13 protein-coding genes are annotated in these 13,437 nt (G+C 61.7%); 6 read left to right on the top strand and 7 right to left on the bottom strand.

The features are described 5' to 3' along the window. Positions 1 to 58 precede the first annotated feature (58 nt). Positions 59 to 907, bottom strand: coding sequence for an alpha/beta fold hydrolase (locus tag ACN50D_RS08035; protein WP_020970664.1), 849 nt, complete (start codon positions 905 to 907; stop codon positions 59 to 61). A gap of 294 nt (positions 908 to 1,201) precedes the next feature. Next, the gene (locus ACN50D_RS08030) at positions 1,202 to 1,555 is read right to left on the bottom strand and encodes a winged helix-turn-helix transcriptional regulator (RefSeq protein ID WP_007731459.1); all 354 of its coding nucleotides are present in this window, start codon (positions 1,553 to 1,555) and stop codon (positions 1,202 to 1,204) included. A 109-nt stretch (positions 1,556 to 1,664) separates the two neighbouring features. Between ACN50D_RS08030 and ACN50D_RS08025 the strand changes: the two genes are divergently transcribed. The 5 genes from ACN50D_RS08025 to ACN50D_RS08005 all read left to right on the top strand — a co-directional run bounded on the left by ACN50D_RS08025 (position 1,665) and on the right by ACN50D_RS08005 (position 6,254). Further along, the gene (locus tag ACN50D_RS08025) at positions 1,665 to 2,285 is read left to right on the top strand and encodes a malonic semialdehyde reductase (protein ID WP_063315823.1); all 621 of its coding nucleotides are present in this window, start codon (positions 1,665 to 1,667) and stop codon (positions 2,283 to 2,285) included. A gap of 300 nt (positions 2,286 to 2,585) precedes the next feature. Beyond that, positions 2,586 to 3,233: an ABC transporter permease gene (locus ACN50D_RS08020; protein WP_054187726.1), complete on the top strand. Its 648-nt coding sequence runs from the start codon at positions 2,586 to 2,588 to the stop codon at positions 3,231 to 3,233. After that, positions 3,230 to 4,441, top strand: coding sequence for an ATP-binding cassette domain-containing protein (locus tag ACN50D_RS08015; protein ID WP_007731456.1), 1,212 nt, complete (start codon positions 3,230 to 3,232; stop codon positions 4,439 to 4,441). The genes ACN50D_RS08020 and ACN50D_RS08015 overlap by 4 nt, the downstream gene beginning before the upstream one ends. A 2-nt stretch (positions 4,442 to 4,443) precedes the next feature. Continuing rightward, positions 4,444 to 5,262, top strand: coding sequence for an ABC transporter permease (locus ACN50D_RS08010; RefSeq protein ID WP_003939758.1), 819 nt, complete (start codon positions 4,444 to 4,446; stop codon positions 5,260 to 5,262). Then, positions 5,259 to 6,254, top strand: coding sequence for a glycine betaine ABC transporter substrate-binding protein (locus tag ACN50D_RS08005; RefSeq protein ID WP_003939988.1), 996 nt, complete (start codon positions 5,259 to 5,261; stop codon positions 6,252 to 6,254). The genes ACN50D_RS08010 and ACN50D_RS08005 overlap by 4 nt, the downstream gene beginning before the upstream one ends. 27 nt (positions 6,255 to 6,281) lie before the next feature. On the opposite strand, the gene ACN50D_RS08000 is transcribed toward ACN50D_RS08005, so the two are convergent. Both ACN50D_RS08000 and ACN50D_RS07995 read right to left on the bottom strand, forming a co-directional pair. Further along, positions 6,282 to 7,058: a trans-aconitate 2-methyltransferase gene (locus ACN50D_RS08000; RefSeq protein WP_030535206.1), complete on the bottom strand. Its 777-nt coding sequence runs from the start codon at positions 7,056 to 7,058 to the stop codon at positions 6,282 to 6,284. A gap of 75 nt (positions 7,059 to 7,133) precedes the next feature. Then, positions 7,134 to 8,171: a phosphatidylinositol-specific phospholipase C domain-containing protein gene (locus ACN50D_RS07995; protein ID WP_211920844.1), complete on the bottom strand. Its 1,038-nt coding sequence runs from the start codon at positions 8,169 to 8,171 to the stop codon at positions 7,134 to 7,136. A gap of 190 nt (positions 8,172 to 8,361) precedes the next feature. Between ACN50D_RS07995 and ACN50D_RS07990 the strand changes: the two genes are divergently transcribed. Continuing rightward, the gene (locus tag ACN50D_RS07990; RefSeq protein WP_064113488.1) at positions 8,362 to 9,900 is read left to right on the top strand and encodes an acyl-CoA synthetase; all 1,539 of its coding nucleotides are present in this window, start codon (positions 8,362 to 8,364) and stop codon (positions 9,898 to 9,900) included. A gap of 19 nt (positions 9,901 to 9,919) precedes the next feature. On the opposite strand, the gene ACN50D_RS07985 is transcribed toward ACN50D_RS07990, so the two are convergent. From ACN50D_RS07985 to ACN50D_RS07975, 3 genes are read right to left on the bottom strand one after another with little or no spacing between them, the layout of a single operon-like run. Next, positions 9,920 to 10,984, bottom strand: a complete 1,065-nt coding sequence (locus tag ACN50D_RS07985; RefSeq protein ID WP_211920846.1) for an acyl-CoA dehydrogenase family protein — start codon at positions 10,982 to 10,984, stop codon at positions 9,920 to 9,922. Beyond that, positions 10,981 to 12,108, bottom strand: coding sequence for an acyl-CoA dehydrogenase family protein (locus ACN50D_RS07980; RefSeq protein ID WP_042922335.1), 1,128 nt, complete (start codon positions 12,106 to 12,108; stop codon positions 10,981 to 10,983). The genes ACN50D_RS07985 and ACN50D_RS07980 overlap by 4 nt, the downstream gene beginning before the upstream one ends. A 58-nt stretch (positions 12,109 to 12,166) precedes the next feature. Continuing rightward, entirely contained in the window at positions 12,167 to 13,315 is a 1,149-nt protein-coding gene (locus tag ACN50D_RS07975; RefSeq protein ID WP_178377370.1) for a TetR/AcrR family transcriptional regulator, read from the bottom strand. Positions 13,316 to 13,437: the final 122 nt, after the last annotated feature.

The raw sequence follows: 13,437 nt of genomic DNA, 5'->3' as shown, positions 1-13,437 counted from the left end.
CCCGCGTCGGACTCAGGGTTCTCCCCCACACCCCGGCCTCGGACCTCAGCCTCGCACCTCAGCAGGGAAACATGCGTCGAAGCCGTTTCGGAGCCGCAAAAGGTTGCCAGTTGTCGACGTCCTGCGCCAGACGATCGGCAACGGTCCACAACGCCGACGGGTTGTGGGTCAACCCCATGTGACTGCCTTGCACCGCAATGCTTTCCGACAGGCCTGCCGAGGTTTCACAGCACGCTTGCCATGGAACGATACCGTCGTGCCTGGAGTAGACCGACGTGGCGGGAACGGAAATAGGCGATCCCTGTTCGGATTCGATGCCGTCGACCGGAGGCAGTATCGCGTGATTGCCGGACAAACGAGCGTAGAGAGATCCGACTCTCGTCTGCTCCAGACTGGTGAGACCGAAAGGACTTCCCAGTGTCACTACCTGACGCACCGAATCCGGCAGGTCCCTCGCCAGCTTTCGAGCGTAGATACCGCCCAGACTCCAGCCAATTACCGACACCTTCTGCTCGTATCGATCTGCTACCTCGGCCAATGCGGCAGGCAGTCCGTCGACCACCGTCGCCGTCGGACCGGTGTTCAGACCCAGATTCCAACCGTGAACCCGGTATCCGAGAAAGCTGAGGTATGTCCTCAAGGCGAGAGTCGAAACGTCCGAAGTCAGCAATCCGGGGAGAACGAGGACCGGATGCCCGTCCCCACGCGGCGATCGAAGCAACCAAGGAGCCGCGAGAAGCAGTGAAGCGATGTCGACCAGTCCGCGCGTCGGCTCGCTCAGACACATCGCCAAGGATGGTGGCCCCGGAACGAGTGGGTCGACTTCACGAATCAGCGTCGATCGCTGCGCCCAATCGAATTCGGTCTCCGCGAAATCGATCGCCGAGACTTCCGCAACTACGGACACCTGAACTCCTGTCGGCCGGTGCCCTCGTCGGGGCGTGTGGTGGGGCGGTTCCGCGAGCTGTGTGCTCAACCCGCGGAACCTTGTCCTCATCCACCACCGGTAGCGAACCAGGACCCGTTCTGCCCACAGATTCGTGACCAAAGGCCTCTCGACCACACGAACACTGTGTGATCCAGAACACTAGTTTTGGCTACGTTGCATCTACGTTGCGTAGATGTTTCGTCGCTTCCTACGAGATTTCGTCCCACAGAAGCGCGACCCACGCGGTCGCGGCGCCGGCGTCCTAGCGAGCGCTCAGTTCGAGCAACTCTCGGGTGGCAGATTTTCGGCGGCCCACGTTGTCAGTTCACTGAGAGCGGGGAGCAGCGCCTGCCCCGACGCTGTGAGTTCGTACTCCACGGCGATGGGCGGACCTGCATCGACGCTCCTCGTCACCAGGCCTGCCCCTGCCAACTCCGTCAGGCGTTCCGAGAGCACCGAATCACTGATCCCGCCCACCGCGCGCTTGAGTTCGGAGAATCCCGCCGGCCCGTTCAGCAGCGTGCCGAGAATGACGCCGTTCCACCGTTTGCCCAGGAAGCCGAACGCGCGGGCCAGAGCCCCGTCACATGCGCGGGGCTCGTGTCCCGCTTCGCTCTTGCTTGCCACCCCACCATCCTAGCCACAGTGCTAACGTATCCGTAGGCACTATTTTTTTACTAGCAACTAGCTTTACCGGGTGATGCTCGGTCGAGCTACCACGGAACGGAAACCCCCGATGTCTCTCGACGCAGCCACGCCATTCACCGCCCAGCAACTCGACGAAGCCGGCCGCGAACTCCTCTTCACTGCGGCTCGCACCGCCAACTCCTTCTCGAACGAACCTGTGACCGACGACGAACTGACTGCGATCTGGGAGCTCGCGAAGTGGGCACCGACCGCGGCCAACACCAATCCGCTACGTGTGCTGTTCGTCCGTACCGAGGAAGGCAAAGCACGCCTCGTCGAGCACATGGCAGACGGCAACAAAGCCAAGACCGAGGCCGCTCCTGCAGTTGCCGTTCTGGCGGTGGACACCGAGTTCTACAAGCACATCCCCAACCTGTTCCCCATTCGCCCGGAGATGAAGGACTACTTCGAATCCGACGAGGCTGCCGCCAGTTCGACGAGTCGGTTCAATGCCGCACTTCAGGCCGGCTATGTGATCCTCGCGATTCGCGCACAGGGTCTGGTCGCCGGCCCGATGGCCGGGTTCGACGCCGACGGCATCGACGGCGAATTCTTCGCAGACGGACGTTTCAAGACGATCCTCGTGGTGAACATCGGCCATCCCGGTGAGAACCCCTGGTTCGATCGTCTGCCGCGCCTCTCCGATGAGGATGTGCTCAGCTGGGCCTGAGGCCAATTCGGACAAATCAAGCAATGCGGGAGAGTTCTGCGGAACTCTCCCGCTTTGCCATCTCCAGCGCGTTTCAACTCTGCTCGCAGTGGGTACATACCCGCGTCTCGCAAAATCTCACGTCCAGAACAACATCCGACACGCTGCAATCGGAATTAGTTGCAGTATCTCAGTTTTTGGACGACAGTCGAGGGAAACCCCTCGGCCTACGGAGGCTGTGGGGAAAGCCCTTGTGCGCCGGTCGGTGTCGAGGGAAGACGTTCGAGCGAGCAGAAGTCCGAAGAAAGTGGGTTCGGAAATATGGGCGCGCTATGGGATTTTGTCGTTGCACGACGACAACAGTTGTTGACCGACTCGTACCTTCATGTTTCAGCAGTTATCCAGTCCGTGATCATCGCGACGATCGCCGCCGTGATCATCGGCATTCTCGTCTACCGGAGCCCGGCGGGATCCTCCATCGCTACGGCGTTGGCCAGCACGATCCTGACGGTTCCTTCATTCGCCCTCCTCGGACTGCTCATTCCGATTCTCGGTCTCGGCGTCGCTCCCACGATCACCGCGTTGATCTTGTATGCCCTGCTCCCGATCATTCGGAACACGATCATCGGTCTGGATGCAGTCAACCCGGCGATCACGGACGCAGCCCGCGGTGTCGGAATGAATCGCATGCACGTACTGAGTCGAATCGAGCTACCGATCGCGTGGCCGTCGATCCTCACCGGCATGCGGGTCAGTACACAGATGCTCATGGGCATCCTCGCCATCGCGGCGTACGCCAAAGGTCCTGGTCTGGGAAACCTGATCTTCTCCGGACTCTCGCGTGTCGGTAGCCCGAATGCTGTTCCGCAAGCGCTGGTCGGCACCGTACTGATCGTCATTCTCGCTCTGATTCTCGACGGAATCTACGTCGTCATCGGTCGTCTCACTACTTCGAAGGGGCTGCAATGACTGAAACCATTCCGTCTGACGTATCCACAGATCAGAAGGTATCCGGGGTCGAGATCGTCCTGGAGTCCGTCACCAAGCGGTACCCGGGCCAGAAAGCTGCAGCGGTGGACAATGTTTCGCTGACTGTTCCGGCCGGTGAAATCGTGGTCTTCGTCGGACCTTCGGGTTGCGGCAAGACGACGACGATGCGCATGATCAACCGCCTGATCGAACCTACCTCCGGCAAGATCACCATCGACGGCAAGGACGCGCTGTCGATCGACCCGGACAAGCTCCGCCGTGGCATCGGGTACTCGATCCAGCAGGCAGGCTTGTTCCCGCACTTCACGATTGCGAAGAACGTCGCGACTGTCCCGGGTCTGATCGGTTGGGACAAGAAACGTATCGCAGCGCGCACCGACGAGATGCTCGACCTCGTAGGCCTCGATCCCGATACCTATCGCGACCGCTACCCTCGCCAATTGTCCGGTGGGCAGCAACAGCGTGTGGGCGTGGCGCGGGCGCTGGCTGCCGATCCTCCGGTGCTGTTGATGGACGAACCTTTCGGTGCCGTCGATCCGATCACCCGCGGCCTGCTCCAGGACGAACTGATGCGTCTGCAGTCGGAGTTGGGTAAGACCATCGTCTTCGTCACGCACGATTTCAACGAGGCAGTCAAACTCGGTGACCGTATTGCCGTGCTGGGCAATCAATCCAGCATCATGCAGTACGACACTCCGGAAGCGATTCTCGCCAATCCCGCAAACGACATGGTCGCCGGATTTGTCGGGGCGGACGCCTCGCTCAAGCAGCTGACCCTGACACGCGTGCGCCAGATCAAACTCAAGCAGTGCCTCACCGCCCGCGAAACCGATTCGGTCGATGATTTGAGAACCGCACTCGCAGCGCGTAAGTGGAAGTGGGCCCTGATTCTCGATCAGCGCGGACGGCCGCTTCGCTGGGTCTCGCCCGGCCACCTCGCCCATGCGTCGACTCTTCGAGGTGTCGGTAACGAGATCGGCGAAGCCGTGTCCATCCAGTCCACCCTGCAGGATGCGTTGGAAGCTCTTCTCGCAGAGAGCAATGCGTCCACCGTGGTCACCGGACGGCGTGGCGAGTACGTCGGTCTCATCACCATCGACACACTGGTCAGCCATCTCTCCGAAATGCGCGAGGAGCATGCGCACGACCACGACGAAGAGCCAGACACCGAGAACGTCGAGGGTTGAACATGACTGCCACGACAGAGGAGCGCGTCTCCGCGCCTGAGATGGAACCGGACGCCCCCGATCTGGGTGCGGCCGAGAACGCCGCCACGCGCCGTGCGGAACGGATGCGACTGTATGTGCAGCCGGTCATCGTCCTGATCCTGGTTGCGGGCGTGTTGATCTGGGCATTCAGCCGAGATCTCAACGCGACGCAGAAGGCGAGCATCAACCTCGACAACATCGTCACTCTGACCTGGCAGCACGTACTGATCACCGCCGCCGTGGTCATCATCGTCGTCGCCATCGCGGTTCCACTCGGAACCCTGCTGACCAGGCCGAAATTCACCCGCCTGGCACCGTTCTTCGTGGGAATAGCCAACATCGGAGCCGCAGCGCCTGCCATCGGCCTGCTCGTGCTGTTCTATCTCGCGACAAGAACGACCGGCTTCTGGATCGGCGTGTTTCCCATTGCGTTCTATTCGTTGCTTCCGGTGCTGCGCAACACCATCCTCGGCTACCAGCAAGTGGACAAGACCTTGATCGATGCGGGGCGCGGGCAGGGAATGTCTTCGCTCACGGTCCTACGTCAACTCGAGTTCCCGATGGCCGTCCCGTACATCCTTGCAGGACTGCGTACTTCGCTCGTTCTGGCCGTCGGTACCGCGACGCTGTGCTTCCTGGTCAGTGCCGGCGGACTCGGCATTCTGATCGACACCGGATACAAGCTCCGCGACAACGTCACCCTCGTTGTCGGTGCCGTACTGGCGGTGTCGCTGGCCTTGCTGATCGACTGGCTCGGCGCGCTCGCCGAAACTTATCTCGGGCCCAAGGGATTGCGATGACCAAGACTTCGATCACCAGAACGTGGGGCTGGAAACTCGCGGTTGCCACGATCGGCCTCACACTTGTCGCTTCGTGTGGTCTCGAGTCCGGTGGCGCACTGCCCCTGGCCGTCGGCCCCGGCAGCATCGAGCCGGTTCCGGAGCTCGAGGGTGTGAAGATGACCGTCGGCTCCAAGGACTTCACCGAGCAGATCGTGCTCGGGTACGTCATCGAATTCGCGATGGCCGCTGCGGGCGCGGATGTTCGAGATCTCACGAACATCCAGGGCTCGAACAGCACCCGTGACGCACAGTTGAACGGCCAGATCGATCTTGCGTACGAATACACCGGAACCGGCTGGATCAACTACCTCGGCAACGAGACACCGCTTCCCGATTCGCAGGCGCAGTTCGAGGCCGTCCGCGATGCGGACCTTGCTGCGAACGACATGGTGTGGACCGATCCGGCGCCGATGAACAATACGTATGCATTGGCGATGAGCAAGGAGACCGCTGAGAAGACCGGTGTCAAGACCGTTTCCGACTACGCGAAGTTGGTCGAATCCGATCCCGGAGCTGCGGTGACGTGCGTCGAGACCGAGTTCAACGTCCGCCAGGACGGATATCCCGGCCTGGCAGCGAAATACGGTTTCGACGCCTCTCGTGCCCAACGCCAGATCCTGCAGACCGGCATCATCTACCAGGCGACAGCCGATGGCGATCAGTGCAAGTTCGGCGAGGTGTTCACCACCGACGGTCGCATCATCGCACTTGATCTCGTTCTGCTCGACGACGATCTCCAGTTCTTCCCGAAATACAATCCGGCACTGGTGATGAAAAAGGACTTCGCGGAAGCACATCCGCAGGTAGCAGAAGTCATGGCACCGATCTCGGAGCGACTGACCAACGAGGTGATGACCGAGCTCAACCGGCAGGTCGACGTCGACGGCAAGGAGCCGGCGGACGTGGCCCGCGACTGGCTGGTCTCGGAAGGCTTTGTCACGGCGCAGTGATCGGCTGACCGCAACCCAGCCGAGTAGTTACCGTTTGCGTCCGACGCAGAACACCCGCCGGAACGGAAAGAGCGTTCCGGCGGCTGTTGCGGGGTAGGCCTCCCTCAGCAGATCGGAATACTGACGCTCGAACTCCGGAGCGTCAGCTTCGCCGAGAACGTCGAGCACGGGTCGTAACCCCGTCCCCCGTACCCATCCGAGCACCGGGTCGGCACCTGCCAGCACGTGTACGTACGTCGTCTCCCAGGCGTCGACGTCGAATCCGTGTTCTTGGAGACGCTGCGCGTACTGAACTGGACTGTCGACGCCTTCCGGGCCGCGTAGGACGCCACCCAGTCGCTCACTCCATTCCGCTGATTCCGCGAGATCTCGCATGAGCGCATGGGACGGAGCATCGAAGTTACCCGGCACCTGCCACGCCAGCCACGATCCGGATTCCAGGGTGTCCGCCCACTGGTCGATCAGCTCGCGATGGCTCGGAACCCACTGCAATGCAGCGTTACTGACGACCACGTCGTAACCGGTGGCGTCGAAGGACATGATGTCCCCCAACTCGACGGTGACGTTTCCCGGTAGGTCTGTAGGGGCCTGCGCGACCATTTCGGGAGACGAGTCGAATCCGGATACCGAGGCGTCCGGCCATCTTTCCCCGAGCATCGCGGTCAGGGTGCCTGATCCGCAGCCGAGGTCGGCTACCCGCGTCGGGTCTTCGGTGGCCACCCGTGACACCAGGTCCACGAACGGGCGTGACCGCTCACCCGAATAGCGGCCGTAGACTTCGGGATTCCACGTGACAGTGCGCATGAACCCATCCTGCACCCTGTTCCTGAGAATTGCCGCCCGTCAGATCTCGCTCTTCACGATCCGGCCATTCGAAAATCACCGACGCGGCACCACGGTGGACACTACGTTCGGCAACCTCGACCAGTCCGCGGTGATGTAACTTGCGTGCTGCCCGGCCAACAGGTCGAGACGCTCGCTCGCCTCGGTTTCGGTGGCATGGGTTCCGTCGATCTGCGGAGCGACCTTGTGCGCGTCGGTCATGACGAGCAGGTAGCCGCGATCGTGGTACCAACTCGGATCCACGACTCCGGCGGTGTAGTCGAGAGCGTCACCGTCGAAGATCACGAACCACGGACGGATCCCCGGGTCGGTATAGCGGTCGAGACGTGGGTCTCCCGGTGATGCACGGTGAACAGCGGGAAAGGCGGCGCCGAGTTCGACGAGCCCGGCGGAGGACAGATCTCGCAGGTGCGTCGCATACTGCCGGTCCGTCCACTCCGTATCGAGAGGGTTTCCCTCCTCGATCGTTCCCGGTATCAGCTCGAACAGAAATTTCCCGGTCATTTCGGAATTGCTCGGCCATCCACGCTCGGTGACGGCGGCATCCGGGGTGGAGTAGGACTCCCCCATCAGATCGGCCGGCGTGAAAACCGCGTCTCCGAGAGTCCCGAGAATCAGGGCGTCGAGATCCGCGGGCCCACGTCCGTACCCGGCAGTGAACCCGTCCTTGATTTCCAACTTGATCATCACCGGCGGATGCTCGGGATTGGCCTCGTGCCACGCCCGCATATCTGCCAGGCATCCACGGAATCCCTGATCTCGTAGACCGCTTCGCAACCCGGATGCGTCCTGAGCGCCGACGCAGTTGCTGTCGCTCGCCACCGGATTCATGTGCGACACACGCCAGTCCGGACCGCCTCCGTTGGTCCACAAGTCCAGCTCGAGCAACGACGCCCCGGAATCCAAAGCGTCGGCGAAGTACGAAAACGTCGCCTTCTCGTAGGAATTGTGGACCCCGACTGACGTGGTCTCGGAAAACGAGCGCACTTGGTTCGTAGTCGTTTCGGCGCCGGCAGAGGGCGCCGAGACGACCGCCACGAACGCACTCATACCGGCTACCAGGATTGCTCGCATGTTCGACACTCTCGCAGAAATCACCCCACGGCAGGATGGAATCGTCAGAGTTAACTGGACAATCGTCTAGATTGCACCGGAGTGGGGCATGATTTCAGGCGGTGAGTGAGGGCAATTGTCAGGCCAATAGCATCAGTGCCGGAACTGATCCGAGTCAGAGCACTCGCCGCACACTCGCAGGAGGAATCGCATGCAGCTGACTCAATTCGTTCACCGATCCCTACGAGCGTCGCCCGAAGCGGTGATGACGATCTCCGATGGCCGAGTGCGCACGTCTCGCGAATCGGTCGACCGGATCAAGAGGCTCGCGGGCGGGCTGCAGACGTTAGGCCTGCGCACCGGTGACAGAGTCGCGATCTTGGCATCGAACTCCGACTACTACCACGAGGCGCTCCTGGCCTGCTGGTGGTTCGGAGCAGTGGCCAGTCCGGTCAATTCTCGCTGGAGCACGGCGGAAATCACATACGCCCTGGAAGATTCAGGGTCGACGGTATTACTCGTGGACGAGAATTTTGCTTCCGTCGGATCTACCCTTCGCGAGGCGTGTCCAGGCCTGACCACTGTCGTCTACTGCGGCAACGACCGAGTTCCGGACGGAATGCTCGACTACGAACAGGTGATCGCGGAGGCGATTCCGGTCGACGATCTGCGCGTCGGCGGCGACACGCTTGCACTACTCCTCTACACCGGCGGGACCACCGGAGTGCCGAAGGGCGTGATGATCAGCCATCAAGCGCTGATGACCTCGGCGCTGGGCACTCTCGCGGCAGGCGGCGTGGCAATCAGCAACGGAACGAACCTCGCGGTGAACCCTCTGTTTCACATTGCCGGGATCGTCGGATGGTTGGCTCAGTCGCTGATGGGTGGAACTCAGGTCTTCGTACCGAACTTCAGCCCACGGACGTTCCTCGAGGCCGTGGACCGCTATCGCCCGACAACCGTGGGTCTGGTGCCGACAATGCTCCAGATGTTGGTCGCCCACAAAAACGAAACGGGCGAAGACGCAACCACCTACGATCTGTCCAGCGTCAGGATCCTGAGATACGGCGCCTCGCCCATATCTCCGACGCTTCTCGGACAGGTCATGCAAATGTTCCCCAACAGTTCCTTCGCTCAGGGCTACGGGATGACTGAAACCGCGCACATCAGCATGCTGAGTCCAGCCGATCACCTCGAAGGTGGTGACCTCCTCCGCAGCGCTGGTCGCGCACTCCCTCATTGCGAGGTGAAAATCGTCGACCCGGCCGGCTCGGAACTCCCACCCGGCGAGGTGGGCGAAATCGTCACGTTCGGCAGCCACGTCATGCTCGGATACTGGAACAAACCGAAGGAGACCGCTGAAGTGCTCCGCAGCGGGTGGATGCATACCGGCGACGCGGGGTACCTCGACGCCCGCGGTTACCTGTTCATCGTCGATCGCATCAAGGACATGATCGTCACCGGTGGCGAGAACGTCTACTCCACCGAGGTCGAAAACGCTCTGGAACAACACGAATCCGTCGCGGCCTGTTCCGTGATCGGTCTGCCCGATGCCCAGTGGGGCGAGCGTGTCCATGCCGTGGTCGTCCTTCGGCATGGTTTCGACGCCGACGCCGACGAACTGCGCGCTCACGTGAAAACGCTGATAGCCGGATACAAATCTCCGCGCACTTTCCAATTCGTCGATGCATTGCCGCTGTCGGCAGCAGGCAAGGTGCTGAAGCGCGATCTTCGTTGCAACGCAACGTAATCCTTTACGACGGTCAGGATTACAGCTTCAATGTCGGTTCTGGGTCGGTGATCAAGCGGTGCAGTGACGGCGACGCCGCTACGGCCTCTCCTAGTTGCGTCGCACTCGCGATTTCGTCGCCGAACTCCGATCGCCAGGCGTGCAGTCGACGCGTCAGTTCTTGCAATCGGTATTCGCGGGTCATGCCGATTGCATCGTGTGCCTGGTGGGCGGCGCGGACGCTCACGAGCGCATTCTGCGAAACCACCAATTTGGTTGCGCTCACTTCGAAGTCGGCGTCGCCTCTGATGAGTGCATGTGCAGTGCGATCGACGGCCAGCGTGGACATCGAAGCCATCTGAGCAAGCGTCACGATATGCTGCTGGACTGCTTGAAACTGCGCGACGGGCCTACCGAATTGCACCCGGTCGGACACATAGCGCCGGGTCAACGTCGACGCCGACTCCATCGCTCCCGACATCTGCACCGAGCGCAAGAACGCGCCGAGCTTGCTGAGAATCCGGGCATCGACCGGGTTGTCGCCGTCAATGGTCCGCGCTTCGGAGAACGTCAGGCTCTCACGCGGTTGCCCCGCAAGATCCGTCCCGCCACCGATCTCGGCGTCGGAGATGTCAAGGAGTACGACGCGATCACCGAGAACTGCTGCCAGCACTGATGCAGCGCTACCCCACGGCACGTCGTGAAAGGTTCCCGAGAGAACACCGTCGTTGGTCCGGCGCACATCGTCGCGCGGCGAACCCGGGGCGACCGTTGCGATTCCGGAGGGCACGGGTAACCCGCCCGCTGTTGCCAGCCTGCCCGCGAGGTACGTCTCGGCGAGCGGCAGCGGCGCAGCGTGCCTCGCCGCCGCGCGCTGGACAGTCACGGCGTCGAGGAGCGAGCCACCGGAACCACCAACCGATTCGGGAAGACCGACCAGAGGTAACCCTAGTTCGACTGCCGCGCTCCATAATCCGGCGGGCAGACCGCCGATCTCCGCCTGCGCTACCACCTCGGTGCCGGACTTCTCGGCGAAAAATTGCTCGACCATCGATTCGAGGTCGGCGTCGAATGTGTACGCGTTGATCTGTGACCCCGAATTCATCGGTCCAACCCTTTCATGATCACGGTGCGGAGAATTTCGTTGGTACCGCCGCGAATCGACCACGACGGCGCCACCAGCACGGCCCGGGCGAGCAGCGACTCGTACGGATCGTCGGATGCAAGGTCCGGAGCCCGGCCGAGGTGCCGCGCGACGGTCGCAACACAGTCCTGTTCGAAGCGTGTTGCCATCTCCTTGATCAGCGCGGCCTCCGTGACCGGCGAGCGACCGGCGTCGACCATCCGTGCGATGGACAGCGACATCCCGCGAAAAGCCCAGCAGCGTGCGGTAATCGAGCCCAGATCGGCGAGGGCAGCTGGACCGCATTGCGCTGCTTGGTTGGCCGCGAAGTTCTCGAGGACCGGCATCAGCGACATCCAACGGTCGACGCCACCTCGCTCGAGTGCGAGTTCACCGGTGTTTTGTCCCCAGCCCGCTCCGACGTCTCCGAGGCGACGCGAATCCGGCACGAAAACATCCTGGAACGACACCTCGCAGAAGTCCTCACTACCGTCGATGAACGGAATGGGTGAGACGGTCAGACCCTCGCTGTCGCGATCGACGATCAGCTGAGTGAGACCGTTGTGCTTGTCTGCCGAGGTTCGAAGCAGGGCGAGTATGTGTGTGGCATGGAAGGCGCCGGTGGTCCAGATCTTGGTGCCGTTGACTTTCCAGCCACCATCGACACGTTCGGCGCGAGTGCGCACCGATGCCAGGTCCGAACCCGAGTCGGGCTCACTCATCCCGATCGAGAACGAGAACTCACCGCTCGCGATACCGGGAAGGAAGTACCGCTTCTGTTCTTCCGTGCCGTTGGCGGCGATGCTCGGACCCGACTGTCTGTCTCCGATCCAGTGATAGCCGACCGGCGCTCCCCGCGCGAGAAGTTCTTCGACGACGACCAATCGATCCACTGCTGACCGTCCGCCCCCGCCGTATTCCTTCGGCAGCGACATGCCGAGCCACCCACGTCGACCCAGATCTCGCGAGAACACCGGATCCACCGCCCCGGCCATCCCGAGTCCGAGCGAGTAGGTACCGGGGGTGAGTCGCTTGTCGAGGTACTCCCGCACTTCAGCCTGAAGAGCAAGCTCCTCGATCGTCAGTTCTGTTGCGTCGAAACGCATGACGTCTCCGATCAGTTTCGTGAGTCGATCCGCCGCCCGTGGCGCTTACCCGAATTTTTCATGCGCCCAGCAGCAGGGCGCAGCCGATCTCGAAGAGTCTGTCCGACAGGTCGTCGCGACGGCGAAGCCGGCCGATTCGGACGGCGTTCTCCACAACTGTCAAAGTGGCATTGACGGTGATCCTGGCGGTGGCGGACTCGAGGCCCGGACGGACTTCTTCGAGCATCTTGACCCATAGCGCGACGTACTCACGTTGATTCTGTTCACACGTGCGGCGGAACTTGTCCGGTAATTGGTCGAGTTCGCTGATCAACAACCCGATCAAATGACGCTCGTTGATCGCGAAATCGATATGTGCGGCAAGCAATCCGGACAGCGCGTCCTCCGGGCCGGTTGCGGCGCCGAGAGCCTGTGCAACGCCGAGCCGGCGACGCTCGCCGCCCCTCGAGACCGCGGAGATCAGCAGGTCGATCTTGGCATCGAAGTGGTTGTACACATTCGGGCCTGTCGTTCCTGCAGCCTCACCGATGTCCTCGGTATTGACTGCTTGATATCCACGCTCGTCGAACAGCCGAATTGCTTCGGTCAACAAGAGTTCACGTCTGGGTATCACAACGGGCAGGTGACCCGTTGCCGCCACGACTTTCACTTCTGAGCGACCCAGTTCCGCGTATGCAGCGCGGTCTGCCAACTCGACAAGCAGCAGTTCCATCTGACGCCTCGGCAAGGACACTCGATGCGAAGACACACTGTTGAAGACTGCGATGACAGCCCAGGCGAGCAGATAGCTGTCTTCCTCGTCGAGGTCGGGACGCTCAATTCGGATCAGCGCTGCATCGCGCGAAGCTGCACTCTTGAGGGTCGAACGCATTTCCTCACGTTGCTCGTCAGGCAGATAGCGTGCCTCTCGCTGCCACAGGAGCGACAGACCCCGACGTTTGGACACCGATGCCGCAAGTTCGGTGATCAGTGTTTTCAGATCCTCGGCACCTGCGACCCGATCGTAGAGCGATTCGATGCCTGCGTTGACCGCGGCGTAGAGGAGATCCGGCTTGTTCTTGAAGTGCCGATAGAGCGCAGGTGCCGTGATTCCAACTGCAGCAGCCACCTGAGCGACAGACACGTTGTGATAACCGTGCTCACGGAAAAGCTCACCTGCAGCCGCAAGAATCTGCTGCTTACGGTCGCGGGGCCTGCGTACGACCATCGTGACTCTCTCCTTCGCGGCAGCGGACACGCTCAGAGTACCGAGCCGAGGAATGAAGCAATGAACCGAACCGTCTACAGCAGCGACGATCCGATGCACCGTTCACGAACACGGAATCCCGC

This window comes from Rhodococcus sp. SB1D (genome assembly GCF_048573875.1).
In the GTDB taxonomy this organism is placed as follows: domain Bacteria; phylum Actinomycetota; class Actinomycetes; order Mycobacteriales; family Mycobacteriaceae; genus Rhodococcus_F; species Rhodococcus_F qingshengii.
The sequence above is the reverse complement of the archived record's forward strand: the minus strand, read 5'-3'. Positions and strand labels throughout refer to the sequence as shown.